The 13912-nt window shown below is 59.6% G+C and carries 11 protein-coding genes; 3 read left to right on the top strand and 8 right to left on the bottom strand.

Features of this window, described 5'->3' with window-relative positions:
* Nucleotides 1-20: 20 nt before the first annotated feature.
* The 6 genes from Q7V03_RS01010 to Q7V03_RS00985 all read right to left on the bottom strand — a co-directional run bounded on the left by Q7V03_RS01010 (nt 21) and on the right by Q7V03_RS00985 (nt 8082).
* Nucleotides 21-854: an alkaline phosphatase family protein gene (locus Q7V03_RS01010; RefSeq protein WP_304923757.1), complete on the bottom strand. Its 834-nt coding sequence runs from the start codon at nt 852-854 to the stop codon at nt 21-23.
* An 80-nt stretch (nt 855-934) separates the two neighbouring features.
* A complete protein-coding gene (locus Q7V03_RS01005) occupies nt 935-2581 on the bottom strand; it encodes an ABC transporter ATP-binding protein (protein ID WP_370651055.1) in 1647 nt (548 codons plus the stop codon).
* Nucleotides 2574-3392 carry an ABC transporter permease gene (locus tag Q7V03_RS01000; RefSeq protein WP_304923756.1) on the bottom strand — a complete coding sequence of 273 codons (819 nt, stop codon included), beginning with the start codon at nt 3390-3392 and terminating at the stop codon, nt 2574-2576. Before Q7V03_RS01000 ends, Q7V03_RS01005 begins: the two co-directional genes overlap by 8 nt.
* On the bottom strand, nt 3389-4345 hold the full coding sequence (locus Q7V03_RS00995) for an ABC transporter permease (RefSeq protein WP_304923755.1): 957 nt from the start codon (nt 4343-4345) through the stop codon (nt 3389-3391). Before Q7V03_RS00995 ends, Q7V03_RS01000 begins: the two co-directional genes overlap by 4 nt.
* Nucleotides 4346-4353: 8 nt before the next feature.
* The gene (locus Q7V03_RS00990; protein WP_304923754.1) at nt 4354-5943 is read right to left on the bottom strand and encodes an ABC transporter substrate-binding protein; all 1590 of its coding nucleotides are present in this window, start codon (nt 5941-5943) and stop codon (nt 4354-4356) included.
* Between the two features lie 105 nt (nt 5944-6048).
* Nucleotides 6049-8082, bottom strand: a complete 2034-nt coding sequence (locus Q7V03_RS00985; protein ID WP_304923753.1) for a CocE/NonD family hydrolase — start codon at nt 8080-8082, stop codon at nt 6049-6051.
* 180 nt (nt 8083-8262) lie between these two features.
* Between Q7V03_RS00985 and betC the strand changes: the two genes are divergently transcribed.
* Nucleotides 8263-9771, top strand: a complete 1509-nt coding sequence (betC, locus tag Q7V03_RS00980; protein WP_304923752.1) for a choline-sulfatase — start codon at nt 8263-8265, stop codon at nt 9769-9771.
* 481 nt (nt 9772-10252) lie between these two features.
* On the opposite strand, the gene Q7V03_RS00975 is transcribed toward betC, so the two are convergent.
* Nucleotides 10253-11866, bottom strand: coding sequence for a GMC family oxidoreductase (locus Q7V03_RS00975; protein ID WP_304923751.1), 1614 nt, complete (start codon nt 11864-11866; stop codon nt 10253-10255).
* Between the two features lie 214 nt (nt 11867-12080).
* Between Q7V03_RS00975 and sugE the strand changes: the two genes are divergently transcribed.
* Complete coding sequence (gene sugE / locus Q7V03_RS00970) at nt 12081-12401, top strand: quaternary ammonium compound efflux SMR transporter SugE (protein WP_304923750.1); 321 nt, start codon at nt 12081-12083, stop codon at nt 12399-12401.
* A gap of 52 nt (nt 12402-12453) precedes the next feature.
* Complete coding sequence (locus Q7V03_RS00965; RefSeq protein WP_304923749.1) at nt 12454-12591, top strand: hypothetical protein; 138 nt, start codon at nt 12454-12456, stop codon at nt 12589-12591.
* 211 nt (nt 12592-12802) lie between these two features.
* Here Q7V03_RS00965 and Q7V03_RS00960 read toward each other — a convergent pair.
* A protein-coding gene (locus Q7V03_RS00960) for an IS3 family transposase (protein WP_304923748.1) occupies nt 12803-13890 on the bottom strand; the annotation gives its coding sequence in 2 pieces (ribosomal slippage) (nt 12803-13629 and nt 13629-13890; 1089 coding nt in all).
* Between the last annotated feature and the right edge of the window lie 22 nt (nt 13891-13912).

The following is a 13912-nucleotide window of genomic DNA, read 5'->3' as shown; positions in this document are numbered from 1 at the left end:
GGAATTCGCGCGAAAATCGGTTACGCGGTGAAGAACGGTTTCGCTTTCATGCTCGGCGGAACCGCAACCCCCATCCGCGTCAGAATCGACGGGGCCAGCGCCAACTGGTCCAGCACCACATCGGGGCCGGGCATCTCGGATGTGCCGAAGTAGTAGAACGCGAATTCCTGCTGCAACGCGCCCGTGCCGCCGTGGTGGCCGCGTTCGTCTTGGCCGTGGTCGGCGGTGACGATCACCTCATATCCCGCCGCGCGCCATTGATGCAGGAAACTGGCCAAAATTTCGTCCATCCGGTAACAGGCATCGTCCATTTCCTCGCAATCATGAAAGAAACGGTGGCCAAGGCTGTCGAGTGTACAGGTGTGCAGGATGCCATAGTCGATGCGCTTCACCAGACACAGCCGGGTCAAAGTGGCGAACAGATCAACATCGGAAGGCGTCATTTGGTTGTAGCCGCTATCCCCGGTCATGGTATGAAAACGGCCGTGGGTGATCGGGCCTTCTGGTTCGTCATATTCGATGTCGCGCACCAGATCGAACGGATAGCGGTTGAAGAATTCCGACCAGAAACTGTGGGTGACCGCCCCGGTTTTGCCGCCCGCTTTGGAGATTTCCGAGAACACGTCCGGCAGTTCCAACCGCCGACGCAAGCCGTTGCCCCAGATGCCATGCACCTGCGGCGGCGTGCCAGTGTGGATTGAGGCATAGCAAGAGCCAGAGGTCGACGGCAGCACCGAACGCATCCGCCAAACCCGCGCCTCGCCTTGCGCGACCCAGCCTTCGAGGTTGCCAAACAACCGGCGCCAGTTGCGGTAGGGGACGCCGTCGAGGATGATCAGCAGCAGTTTACGCATTTATAACTCCGACCCGGCGGAGATGTCGAAGCCTCCGGCAGGAATATTTAGACCAGTATGAAAGCCTTGGGTTCGGGTTTTTAGTTGCCGCCGCTTTCCATTTTGCGCGAGGCGAGCACCTCTTCCAGCCAGCCGAGTTTCATCTCGGGCACCGAGGACAGCAAGAGATCGGTGTAATCGTCGAACGGCGGCGTCAGCACATCGGTTTTGCTGCCATAGCGCACGATTTGACCGCGATACATCACCGCGATTTTGTCGGCGATGGCTTTGACGGTGGCCAGGTCATGGGTGATGAACAGATAGGCCACACCTTCGCGGGCTTGCAAAGACAGCAGCAGTTTCAGGATGCCATCAGCGACCAACGGATCAAGCGCCGAGGTTACCTCATCGCAGATGATCAACTTCGGCTTGGCAGCCAGCGCCCGCGCAATACAAACGCGCTGCTTTTGGCCACCGGATAGTTCCGCCGGGTAGCGGTCAATAAAACCCGCGCCCATTTCGATTTCTTCAAGCAATTCCTGAATACGTTTACGTTTGGCCTCGCCCTTCAGGCCGAAATAAAACTCCAGCGGCCTGCCGATGATGGTGCCAACCGTTTGGCGCGGGTTCATCGCGGTGTCGGCCATTTGGTAGATCATCTGCAATTCGCGCAGATCATCCTTTGAGCGGCTGGCCAGATCGGGCGACAACGCGCGGCCAGCAAAGGTGATGCGGCCTTGGGCGGCGGGCAAAAGCCCGGTGATCACGCGGGCGAGGGTCGATTTGCCAGAGCCGCTTTCGCCAACCACGGCAAGGGTTTGCCCTGCCGAAAGGTCAACCGTGACATTCTTCAATACGTCGAAATTGGTGCCTCTGTAGCGCGCGGTGATATTGGCAACCGACAGCACCGAGGCGGTGTCAGCTTTCTCAACGTGGTCAATCGAGCGCACCGATACCAAAGCCTGCGTATAGGCCTGTTGCGGCGCGTTGATGATCTGATCGGTTGTGCCGTATTCGACCTTCTTGCCGCCGCGCAGCACGATAATATCGTCGGCGACCTGTGCCACCACGGCAAGGTCATGGGTGATGTACAGGGCCGCCACCCCGGTATCGCGGATCGCGGCTTTGATCGCCACCAACACGTCGATTTGGGTGGTGACATCCAACGCGGTGGTCGGTTCGTCAAACACCACCAGATCAGGCTTCGGGCAAAGCGCCATTGCCGTCATCGCGCGTTGCAGCTGCCCGCCCGAGACTTGGTGCGGATAGCGCGACCCAAAAGTTTCTGGGTTGGGCAGGCCCAGCTTGCGGAACAATTCCACCGCGAGGGCCTCTGCCTCGGCGCGTGTCATCAGTTTGTGGTGCAGAGAGGCTTCGATCACCTGCTCCATCAGCCGCTTGGCCGGGTTGAACGCAGCGGCAGCCGATTGTGCGACATAGGTGACTTCGCGACCGCGCAAAGATCGCAGATCACTCGGTCCACCACTGCGAATATCGCGCCCGTTCAGCAGGATTTGCCCGCCTGCCAGCCTGGCCCCACCCCGTGCAAAGCCCATAGCAGACAGCCCGATGGTAGACTTGCCCGCGCCGGATTCCCCGATCAGGCCCAGCACGCGGCCCTGCTCGACTGACACCGACACATCATCCACCAGCACGACTTTGCGCGGGGCCTCGCCGGGCGGATAAGACGTCGCCTCGATCCGCAGGTTCTTGATTTCCAACAGATTTGGTTTCACTTGATCAAGCACCGCGACCGCCTTTCAAGCTGGTGGTGCGCGACAGCACCCAATCCGCCACCAAGTTCACCGAAATCGCCAGTGCCGCAATAGCTATCGCCGGGGCTAAGGCTGCAGGGATGCCGTAAACCAGACCCGCCGAGTTTTCCTTCACCAAGCCACCCCAATCCGCCAAGGGCGGCTGCACGCCAAGGCCAAGGAAGGACAAGGTCGAGATGAACAACACCGCAAAGATGAACCGCAGGCCAAGTTCGGCCACCAAGGGCGACAGCGCGTTGGGCAGGATTTCCGAGAAGATGATCCAGCCTTGTTTTTCCCCGCGCAACCGAGCAGCTTCAACATAGTCCATCACGGTAATATCCACCGCCACCGCGCGCGACAGCCGGAACACCCGCGTCGAATCCAGAAACCCCATCACCAGTATCAGGTTCAGCGTGGTCACATCCACCGCTGTCAGGATCACCAGCGAAAAGATCAACGTCGGAATCGCCATGATCAGATCAATGAACCGCGACAAAGCCTGATCGACCCAACCGCCCGCCGTCGCCGCCAGAAAGCCCAGCACCGATCCGGTCACAAACGACAGGATCGTCGAGCAGGTAGCGACGAAAATCGTCACCTGCGCACCGTAGATCATTCGGGTCAGCAGGTCGCGTCCAATCGAATCCGTGCCCAGCCAATGCGTTGTCGAGATCGGGTCCCAGACCCCGCCAACCAGCTCATCCATCTTGTAGGGTGCGATCAGTTGCGCGAAGATGGCGACGAAAAAAAAGCCCCCGGTCAGGATCAGACCGAGTAGGGCGGACAGCGGAATACGCCTCATTTGGGGTGCCTCAATCTTGGGTTGGCAAGGATAGACACCACATCCGCGAGGATGTTCAGCCCAATGTAAACTGCGGCAAAGATCATCCCGCAGGCCTGCACCACCGGCAGATCGCGCTTGGTCACGTGATCGACCAGATATTGCCCCATGCCGGGATAGACAAACACCACCTCGACCACGACGACGCCGACCACCAGATAGGCGAGGTTCAGCATCACTACGTTGACGACGGGGGCGATGGCGTTCGGAAACGCGTGACGCCAGATCACGGTTAAAGGCGACAGGCCCTTCAATTTCGCCGTCTCAATATAATCTGACTGCATTACGTTCAGAATGGCCGCGCGGGTCATCCGCATCATGTGCGCCAACACCACCATCACCAAAACGATGACGGGCAGCATGATGGCCTGCAACCGTTCGAACACCCCCATACCGGGGAACACCATCGACATCGCGGGGAGTAATTGCAGCTTTACGGCGAGGAAATACAGCACCAGATAGCCCGCCACAAACTCCGGCAGGCTGATCGTCGCCAAAGTCACGCCAGAAATCAGCCGATCCGGCCAGCGCCCGTTATAGCGCGCCGCCAACAGACCCAGCAGAATAGCCAAGGGCACAGAAATCAGCGCCGCCCAGAACGCCAGAAACAGCGTGTTACCCAGACGAGCACCAACAGATTTGGCGATATCTTCGCCATTGGTCAGCGCCACCCCCATATCCCCGGTCAAAAAGCCGTACAGCCAATGACCATAGCGCCAAAGCACAGGCTCATTCAGCCCCATTTTCTCGCGCAGGTTGGCAAGCGCCTCGGGCGTCGCCGATTGGCCCAGCATGGCTTGCGCGGTATCACCCGGCAAAGCCTCAACCCCAAAAAAGATCAGGGCTGACACTGCCAACATGAGCAACAGACCCAGCGCTAAACGCTGGGTCACGAGTTTTACGACCGGATGCATGCCGGCGATCAGGTGTTCAGCCAGCACTTGGCAAGTGCGCGGCCGTTCATCAATTCACCGTTCGGATCGGCCTGCCAGCCGCCAACTTCGTCACGCTTGGCTTCGACGAAATCGTTGAACATCGGGCAGATCAAGCCACCGTTGTCGCGCAGATTGTTCGCCAGTTCCGAATACTCGGCTTTGCGCTTCACTTGATCCAACTCGGCGCGGGCCGCGATCAAAGTGGCGTCGAACTTCGGATCCTTGAACTTGGTGTCGTTCCAGTCGGCTGTCGACAGATACGCCGTGGAATACATCTGATCCTGCACCGGACGGCCGCCCCAATAGCTTGCGCAGAACGGGGCGACGTTCCAGACGTTGCTCCAATAGCCGTCATCAGGCTCGCGCTTGATTTCCAGTGGGATACCGGCGGCATTGGCCGATTGCTGGAACAGCTGTGCCGCTTCAATCGCACCGGGGAAGGCCCCTGCTGCAACCTGCAATACGATGGGCGATCCATCATGGCCGGATTTCTTATAAGCCTCGGCGGCCGCCGCCGCATCATATTCGCGCTGCGGAATGGTGTCGTCAAACAGCGGATAGGCCGCGTTGATCGGGAAGTCGTTGCCGAGCGAGCCCAGACCACCAAGGATCTTGTCGACCATTTCCTGACGGTTGATCGACAGCTTCATCGCCATCCGCAGGTCGTTGTTGTCAAACGGTGCCTTGTCGCAATGCATGATAAAGACGTAGTGGCCACGGCCAGCAACGGCTTGAATGGAAATCCCCGGGGCACCTTTCAGCAGGCCGACGATCTTCGGATCGACCCGGTTCATCATATGGATCTGGCCGGCTTGCAGGGCCGAGGTGCGGGCGGTGCTGTCGTTGATTACGATGATCTCGACATTGTCGGCATGGCCAATCGTGCTGTCGAAGTAGTTGGCGTGTTTCTCAAACGTATGGCGCACGCCCGGCTCGTTGGCGACGATCTTGTAGGGGCCCGCACCAATACCAGCGGTCGGGTTTTCGATGCCACCACCGGGTTGGATGATCAGGTGATAATCGGCCATCAGGAACGGCAAGTCGGCATTGCCCGACGCAAGCTTCAGCGTGACCATGTCACCCTCGGCTTTCATGTCGATGATATCCTTGACGATACCCAAAGCGCCCGACTGCGATTTCTCATCGGTGTGGCGCTTCAAAGTGGCGACCACGTCATCGGCAGTTACGGTCTTGCCGTCGTGATATTCAACACCTTTGCGGATTTTGAACTTCCACTCCGTCGCATCCGGGCTAGAGGACACTTCCTCGGCGATGCGGTAGTCGATCTCGCCCTTGGCGTTCACATCGACCAGCATTTCGCCCCAGATCATGTTCACCGCGAACGGCACTTCCGACGCGGCCAGCGCAGGGTCCAGCGAGTTGGTGCTTTCGCCGCCCTGCATGCCTGCGCGCAACAGCCCGCCCTTTTTCGGCTCTTCAGCGCGGGCCGCTGACGCGAGCAAGGTCGAGGCCAAAGCCGCAGAAACCCCCAAAGCCCCCGCACGGCCAACAAATTCGCGGCGGCTCATCAGGCCCCTGGCGGCACGGGCAAGCAGATAGTTCAGTTCATTCGACATTTTATTCTCCCTGAAAGGCCCCGGTTTTATGGGCCGTTTTTTGTTGATTGTTCAATCAGTAACCCGAGCATTTCTGCTCTGGCAACGATTCTTGCCAGTGCTGGATCAAACAAATCGGCGTGGCACCTTGTCGTCGTAGTGGCGTTCAAACACCTTTGTGTCGCCTTCCCAAGCGGTCAGGCTGGCTTTCAGATGCAGATGGCTGGCCGTAGCGGTCATCTCAGCCCAAGCGTTTGTTTTCACTGACCAATCACCACGAGACAGCCGCTGCTCCCAAGTATGAACCGCGCGCGCCGACAAGGGATCATCGGGATGGATTTCCCACAGTTCCGTCATAGACTCACCAGTGCAAAGCCCGTGTGACAGATTTTCAACATCGCCCAAATCATCGCTGATCACCAAGGCGGTGATGCCAGAAAGTAAATCAGTTTCGATTTTACGGGTGGTCTTGCCCGCCCGCAGCACCTTATGCGCCCATGGCTTTGCCGCCTCGGGGCTTGGCGGCTCCCACTCATTCTCGCTGCCATGATGCACTGGCAGATTAAGACTGCCCGACGTCAAGGTCAAGGTCGCAGGTTGCGGCGAGGGCCACAGGAACGGCCAATAGGTCGTCGAAAGCGCCAGCCGCAGATGATGTCCCGCAGCCAGCCGATACGCCATCTGGTCGATGTTGAAAGCCAGTTCCACCGCCTGCCCCAAAGGCATCGGCGCAGGCTGCTCCATGCTGTCGCGATGGCACAGGTTCAACATGCCATGCGCAATCCGCACGCTCGACCCATCCGGGGCGACATCGCACAACCGAGCCACCACGAAGCCCAAAGGCTGATCGCTGGCAAGCGTCAGCGACAACCGCGCCGCGCCCAAAAGGTCCAATGGCTGCGCCAACACCGCGCCATCGAAGCAAACCGACAGCGCATCGTCGCTCGCCTGATCCCCCGGCATTTCTGCATTCAGGCCCATCGGGAAAAACTCGCCCGTGTGCATCCCCAACTGCTGTGGCGTGTTCACCGCAACCGAAAATTGCTGCCCAACCATGCCGCCCAAAGTGCCACCGGAGGGGTCTGGAGAGGGCGTCCCGCTCTCCCCGGTGCCAGCGCCAAGCGCCAACACGGCCCGAGAAACCCGCGGGCTGGGCCAAGCTGCCTCGGCCACCCAATGCCCGGCCCGATGCTTCGCCGACGCATCCGGTGCCTCAGAATGGATCATATAGGCGCGATAGGCCGGATCAGACTCTGCGCCGTTCTCAATGCCCTTCAACCAGCGATCCCACCAGCGCAGTGCAACCTGCAAAAACCCAATCGCAGGCCCCGGCACCGCTGTGTGCGGATATTGATGCACCCAAGGCCCAACAATGCCCTGCACCGGCGCTGGCACGTTTTCAACCAGATGCGCCACGGTGTTCATGTAATTGTCCGCCCAGCCGCCCCACGACAGCACAGGCACCGTCATCCGGCTGTAATCCTCGGACACCGAGCCATGCTTCCAATAGTCGTTCTTCTCTTGCATCTCAGCCCAGCGCGGCGCGAGCCACGGCTCTGCGTCCAACCGCTGCAACCACGTCTCACGCCAATCGGGGCGCAATACCGGGTCCGAGGGCCTGCTGGAATAAGACAGCATCACCGCCCCCCAGCCAAAATTCTCGCCCAGCAAACAGCCGCCCTTGTAGTGAATGTCATCGGCAAAACGGTCGGTGGTGGAACACGCAGATATCACCGCCTTCAGCGCCGGGGGCTGCAAAAACGCCGTCTGTAAGCAGTTAAACCCGCCCCAGCTTTTGCCCATCATGCCCACCGCGCCCGAGCACCACTCCTGCGCGGCCAACCACTCAATCACCTCGCAGGCATCGGCCAATTCCTGAATGGTATATTCATCCGTCATCAGCCCGTCGCTGTCGCCATTGCCGCGCATATCCACCCGCACGCAGGCATAGCCATGCCCCGCGACATAGGCATGCATCATCTCATCGCGCGGCAACGTGCCATCGCGCTTACGGTAGGGGATATATTCCAACACCGCAGGCACCGCGCCAGTCCCTGCAGGCCGCCACACCCGAGCCGACAACCGACAGCCGTCGGAAAGCACGATTCCGATGTCAGGATCATCGGTGATCGCAAAGGGAAACTCGGTGACTATTTTCATTTGGGTTCCCTTTTCAATCCGCGCACATCAGGCGATGCGAAGCCTGTGAAATCCGTCCCTCAAGCGGCGCTTTAGAACCCGTTTGCGACCTCATGTCACATTCACGTCAAATGCGCTCTTGCAACGCAACCCCAAGCGCGGCAACAGTTTTGCACAAAGCCTAACCGCAAAGGAACCGCCATGACCACCCGTCCGAACATCCTGATTGTTATGGTGGATCAGTTGACCGGAACCCTGTTTGACGATGGCCCCGCCGCCTTCCTGCACGCCCCGAACCTGCGCCGATTGGCTGACCATTCGGTGCGCTTTGCCAATGCCTACACCGCCTCGCCACTCTGCGCCCCCGCCCGCGCTGCCTTCATGTCAGGCGCTCTGCCGCGCCGCACCCGCGTCTACGACAACGCCGCCGAATTCGCCTCAGACATCCCCACCTACGCCCACCACCTGCGCCGCGCGGGCTATTACACCTGCCTCTCGGGCAAAATGCACTTCGTCGGCCCCGACCAAATGCACGGCTTCGAAGACCGTCTGACCACCGACATCTACCCCGCCGATTTCGGCTGGACGCCAGACTACCGCAAACCCAATGAGCGCATCGACTGGTGGTATCACAACCTCGGCTCGGTCACAGGTGCAGGCGTGGCCGAAATCACCAACCAACTCGAATACGACGACGACGTCTGCCATCAGGCCGTGCAGAAAATTTACGACCTCTCGCGCGGGCTTGATTCCCGCCCATGGTGCCTCACCGCCAGCTTTACCCATCCGCACGACCCCTTCGTCGCCCGCAAAAAATACTGGGATCTCTATAACGACGCCCCCGAGTTAGAACCGCCAGAACCGCGCGCCTATGAAGACATGGACCCCCATTCGCAACGCCTGATGGACGCCTGCGATTGGCGTGGCCTCGAAGTCACCCCCGCCCATATCCGCCGCGCCCGCCAAGGCTATTTCGCCAATATCTCTTACGTCGACGCCAAAATCGGCGAGATTTTTGAGTCCCTTGAAGCCACCCGCCAAGAAGCCATCGTGATCTTCGTCTCCGACCATGGCGAAATGCTGGGCCGCAAAGGTCTGTGGTTCAAGATGAACTTCTTTGAAGGCGCCGCGCGCGTCCCGTTGATGATCTCCGCTCCCGGTCTGGCGCCTAAACGCATCGACACTGCGGTTTCCACCATCGACCTGACGCCAACCCTCTGCGATCTTGCGGGCATCTCGATGGAGGAAATCATGCCCTGGACCGACGGCGAAAGCTTGCTGCCGCTCGCCAAAGGCACCCCACGCATCACCCCGGTGGCGATGGAATATGCAGCCGAAGGCAGCATCACCCCGATGGTCGCGCTGCGGCTTGGCGCATGGAAATACATCCACTGCGCCGCCGACCCGGACCAACTCTACGACCTTGCCTCCGACCCAGAAGAAAACCACAACCTCGCCGCCGATCCGCGCGCTGCCGAAGTCCTCGCGCATTTCCAAACCGTCACGCAAGACCGCTGGGATCTTCCCGCTTACGATGCCGAAGTCCGCCAAAGCCAGGCCCGTCGCTGGGTGGTCTACGAAGCCCTGCGCAACGGCGCTTACTATCCCTGGGATCACCAACCCCTGCGCGCGGCCTCCGAGCGTTACATGCGCAACCACATGGATCTGAACGTACTGGAGGACAACAAACGCTTCCCGCGTGGGGAGTAAGCAAGGCGAATTTCAAAGCAAGACAAAATTCGTGGCGCACGGCGGTGTTTGGCTCTACTCTGCCACGACAGCGCGGTATTTACGCTCGAAGCGCGCCGCGCGGGAGTATTTCAAAAAGAGAAACGGCTTAAGACAGTTCGCCGTTTACCGGATGCAAAGCGGATTTCAGTGTTCCATTTTGGGGGCAATTCCTGTTCAAGGCCAATGGCAAATTTGGCAAGAACCCGACAAAACCACAACATATTGTGCACAATAGCTCTAAACTCGGCTGAAAACACAATTGCTTCCCACCTGGGAAAAGCTTTCATTGCATAAATGCACGATGCGACAGAGCACAGTCAAGCCGCCCCAAGAATTTGCTCTTTCCCAAATACTCCCGCGGGAGGCATCCAACCTATCCCTCTCACCACGGCCATCGTCAGTCCCCGGCAGCGCCGCCGAGTGGTGGCTCGATGCCACCCAAGGCGGCACCCCGTTCAGGTCAACACGCGTCGGCCAATACCCGCTCTGCCCCCATCCAGCCCATCAGCATCGCGGGCGCGTTGGTGTTGCCTGCGATCAGGTTCGGAAACGCGCTGGCGTCAATCACCCGCAAGCCCTGCACCCCATGCACCCGCAACCCTGCGTCCACGACCGATGTGCTGGCATCCGGCCCCATCCGCGCCGTGCAACTTGGGTGATACACTGTGCCCGAGCGTTGGCGGAAATCGGCGATCAGATCGGCGTCGTTTTGCACCGCCGGCCCCGGTCGCAGTTCCTCCGCAATCAGGCTCGCCAACGCAGGCTGGGCCGCGATATGGCGCAGGTATTTCACTGCCGCTAGCATTTCTGCCACGTCATGCTCGGTTGAAAACGCATTGGCGGTGATCACCGGATGCGCCAAGGGATCGGCTGAGTTGATATGGATATGCCCGCGCGAGGTTGGGCGGCAGTTTGAAAGCCCAATCGACAGGCCGGGGAAGGGATCAGGCGTCAGCAAGGGCCGCTCTCCGGCCTTCGGCAGCAGGGTTGAAAACGCCTGCAAATACAGCTGCATATTCGGCCGGTCCAGATCGGCGCTGGTCTTGAAAAACCCACCCGCATGGTTGATCGACTTCGCCAAAGGCCCGCCACCGGTCAGGAAATACTGCGCGCCGGCAAACAATTTCCCCCACCACGGCCGCAGCAAATCATTGTAGGTCGCAACCTTCATCCGCCATGTATAGTTGACGCCCTGATGGTCGCTTAAGTGATTGCCAACGTTCGGATTATCGACCAGCACCTGAATATTCAACCCCGACAGCAGCGCCCCCGGCCCGACGCCAGAAAGCTGCAACAGTTGTGGGCTATTGATCGCCCCGCCTGACAAAATCACCTCTGCCTTACAGCGCAATTCGCACCGCACCCCCTCGCGCAGATATTCCACACCGACCGCGCGCTTACCCTCAAACAGCACCCGCGTCACCTGCGCGCCGGTGATCACCTGCAAATTCGTGCGCTTCATCGCAGGCCGCAAAAATGCCCGCGCCGCTGAATTGCGCCGGGCATTTTTGATCGTCATCTGATAGGTGCCCGCACCTTCCTGCTCGGCCCCGTTGAAATCACGGTTATGCGCCAGCCCGCCCTGCCCACAGGCCTTGATGTAATCCTCGACCAGCCAATGCAGCCCCTTGCGGTTTTCCGAAATAAACAACGGCCCGCCCTTGCCGCGATATTCATCAGCCCCGGCCTCGGTATCCTCCATCGTCTTGTAGGCGCTCAGACACTCATCCCAGCCCCAGCCCGGATTCTCCGCGCCCCATTCGGCGTAATCCGCGCGATGGCCGCGAATATAAACCATCGCATTGATCGACGAAGACCCGCCCAACAGCTTGCCCCGCGGCCAATGATCACGTTGCCCGTTCAGCCCCGGATCCGGTTCGGTCTGATACATCCAATTCACCGCCGGATCGTAGAACAGCTTGCCGTAACCCAATGGCAGATGGACAAAAAACCGAAGGTCCGTCCCGCCTGCTTCCAGCACCACAACTTTATGCTTGCCCGATTGCGTCAAACGCTCGGCCAGCACCGACCCCGCCGAACCAGAGCCCACAATGATGTAATCCGCGTCTTGCATTTTCGGCCCCTCAGCGTCCCGGGCAGCGACCGGGCTTTGCGGTTGTAACGGGGCAATGACGCGGCACCTTGCCAAGGCGCGACAAAATATGTCGGTTTTGCCAACTTCCCCAGCTCTTGCATCGCGCGCCGACCCGGCATAGTTGACCCATGCGCAGGACGGCCTGCGGCATCTGCACCGCTTCGGGACGGCCCGGTTTGCTGATGAGGGCCATATGGCTTGGATTTATCTGACGATCGCAGGACTGCTTGAGGTCGTCTGGGCCTATTACATGAAGAAATCCGAAGGTTTCACACTGCTGACCCCCAGCTTGATCACGCTGGTCGCGATGGCGGCCAGCTTTGGCCTTCTGGCACTCGCCATGCGCAGCCTGCCTTTGGGCACCGCTTACACGATCTGGACCGGCATCGGGGCTGTGGGTGCCTTCATCTTGGGCATCGTGTTTTTGGGGGAAGCCGCCACACCGATGCGGCTGATCGCCGCCGCCTTGATCGTCAGCGGCTTGGTGCTGATGAAACTCGCCAGCCCACATTAGCGGCGGCTTTTCGCAGCAAGTCCGCTATGCGCGCGCATCAAAGAGGTGTCAGATGCGCGGCATGGTGAACGTCAAATCCACCGCAGACAGTGAAACCGGCCTGATGCCTTCACCCGCGACCTGGGAGGCGATGGAGGCCTTTAACGAGGAACTCGAAGCCGCCGGTGTCACCCGCGCACTGGGCGGGTGACACCGGCCACACTCGGAAAGCGTATCCGTTTTGACGGCCTCGGGCGCACGATCATCGACGGCCCCTTCGCCGCCACCACTGAGGTGATCGCAGGCTTCTGAATTTGGCAGGTCAAGGATATCGCCGAGGCGCTGGATTGGCTCACCCGCAGCCTCAATCCGATGCCCGGGCCGGTAATCCCCCCATTTTTGACGGGGTGCATTTGTAGAACTTAGGCGGCCGTTTTCAGTTTCTGGGCGGGTGTGATGCCGCCTATGCCCATGTTCGGGCGGTCGTTGTTGTAAGTCCATAGCCATTGTGTGGCGAAGTCCTGGGCCTCGTCGATGGTTTCGATGATATTTTGATCCAGCCATTCATGCCGGACCGTGCGGTTGTAGCGCTCGATGTAGGCGTTCTGTTGGGGTTGCCCGGGTTGGATGTGCAGGATGGTGATACCCTGTTTCTCAGCCCAGATCAGCAGCTTGCCACTGATGTATTCCGGGCCGTTATCAACCCGGATGGTGCCTGGCTTGCCGCGCCATTCAATGATCCGGTCAAGGCTTCGGATGACCCGTTCGGCAGGCAGGGAGAAGTCAACTTCGATGCCCAATCCTTCGCGATTGAAGTCATCCAGCACGTTCAGCAGCCGAAACGCACGGCCATCACCGAGGCGATCCGCCATGAAGTCCATCGACCATGTCATGTTCGGCGCATCTGGCACGGCCAAGGCGTCCGGTTTGTCACGCTTTAACCGCTTGCGCGGCTTGATCCGCAGGTTCAGTTCCAGTTCGCAGTAGATGCGGTAGACGCGTTTGTGGTTCCAGGGATGGCCCTTCACGTTGCGCAGGTGCAGGAAACACAGGCCGAACCCCCAAGTCTTGCGGGCGTCGGTCAAACCGACCAGCAGATCCGCGATCTCTTCGTTCTCAGCCCGCAGCTTCGGACCATAGCGATAGCAGGTCTCGCTGACCCCGAAGGTCCGGCAGGCCAGGGCTATGCTGACCCCGCGTCGCGCCACCGCATTCCCGGCCATCTCGCGGCGTTGAGATGGCCGATCTATTTTTTTCCGAGAGCCTCCTTGAGCAGTTCATTCTGCATGCTCAGTTCGGCGAACATCTTCTTCAGCCGCCGGTTCTCTTCCTCAATGGCCTTCGTCTGGGCGATCATCGAAGCATCCATGCCGCCATACTTCGCCCGCCATTTGTAAAAGGACGCGTTACTCATGCCGTGCGCGCGGCACAACTCGGCCACCGGCATCCCGCCTTCAGCCTGACGCAGGATCGCGAGGATCTGCGCCTCAGTGTATCTGCTTGTCTTCATTCGGAATCTCCTCGTTCATATT

It is taken from the genome of Cypionkella sp. (assembly GCF_030652235.1).
GTDB lineage: Bacteria > Pseudomonadota > Alphaproteobacteria > Rhodobacterales > Rhodobacteraceae > Cypionkella.
The sequence above is the reverse complement of the archived record's forward strand: the minus strand, read 5'-3'. Positions and strand labels throughout refer to the sequence as shown.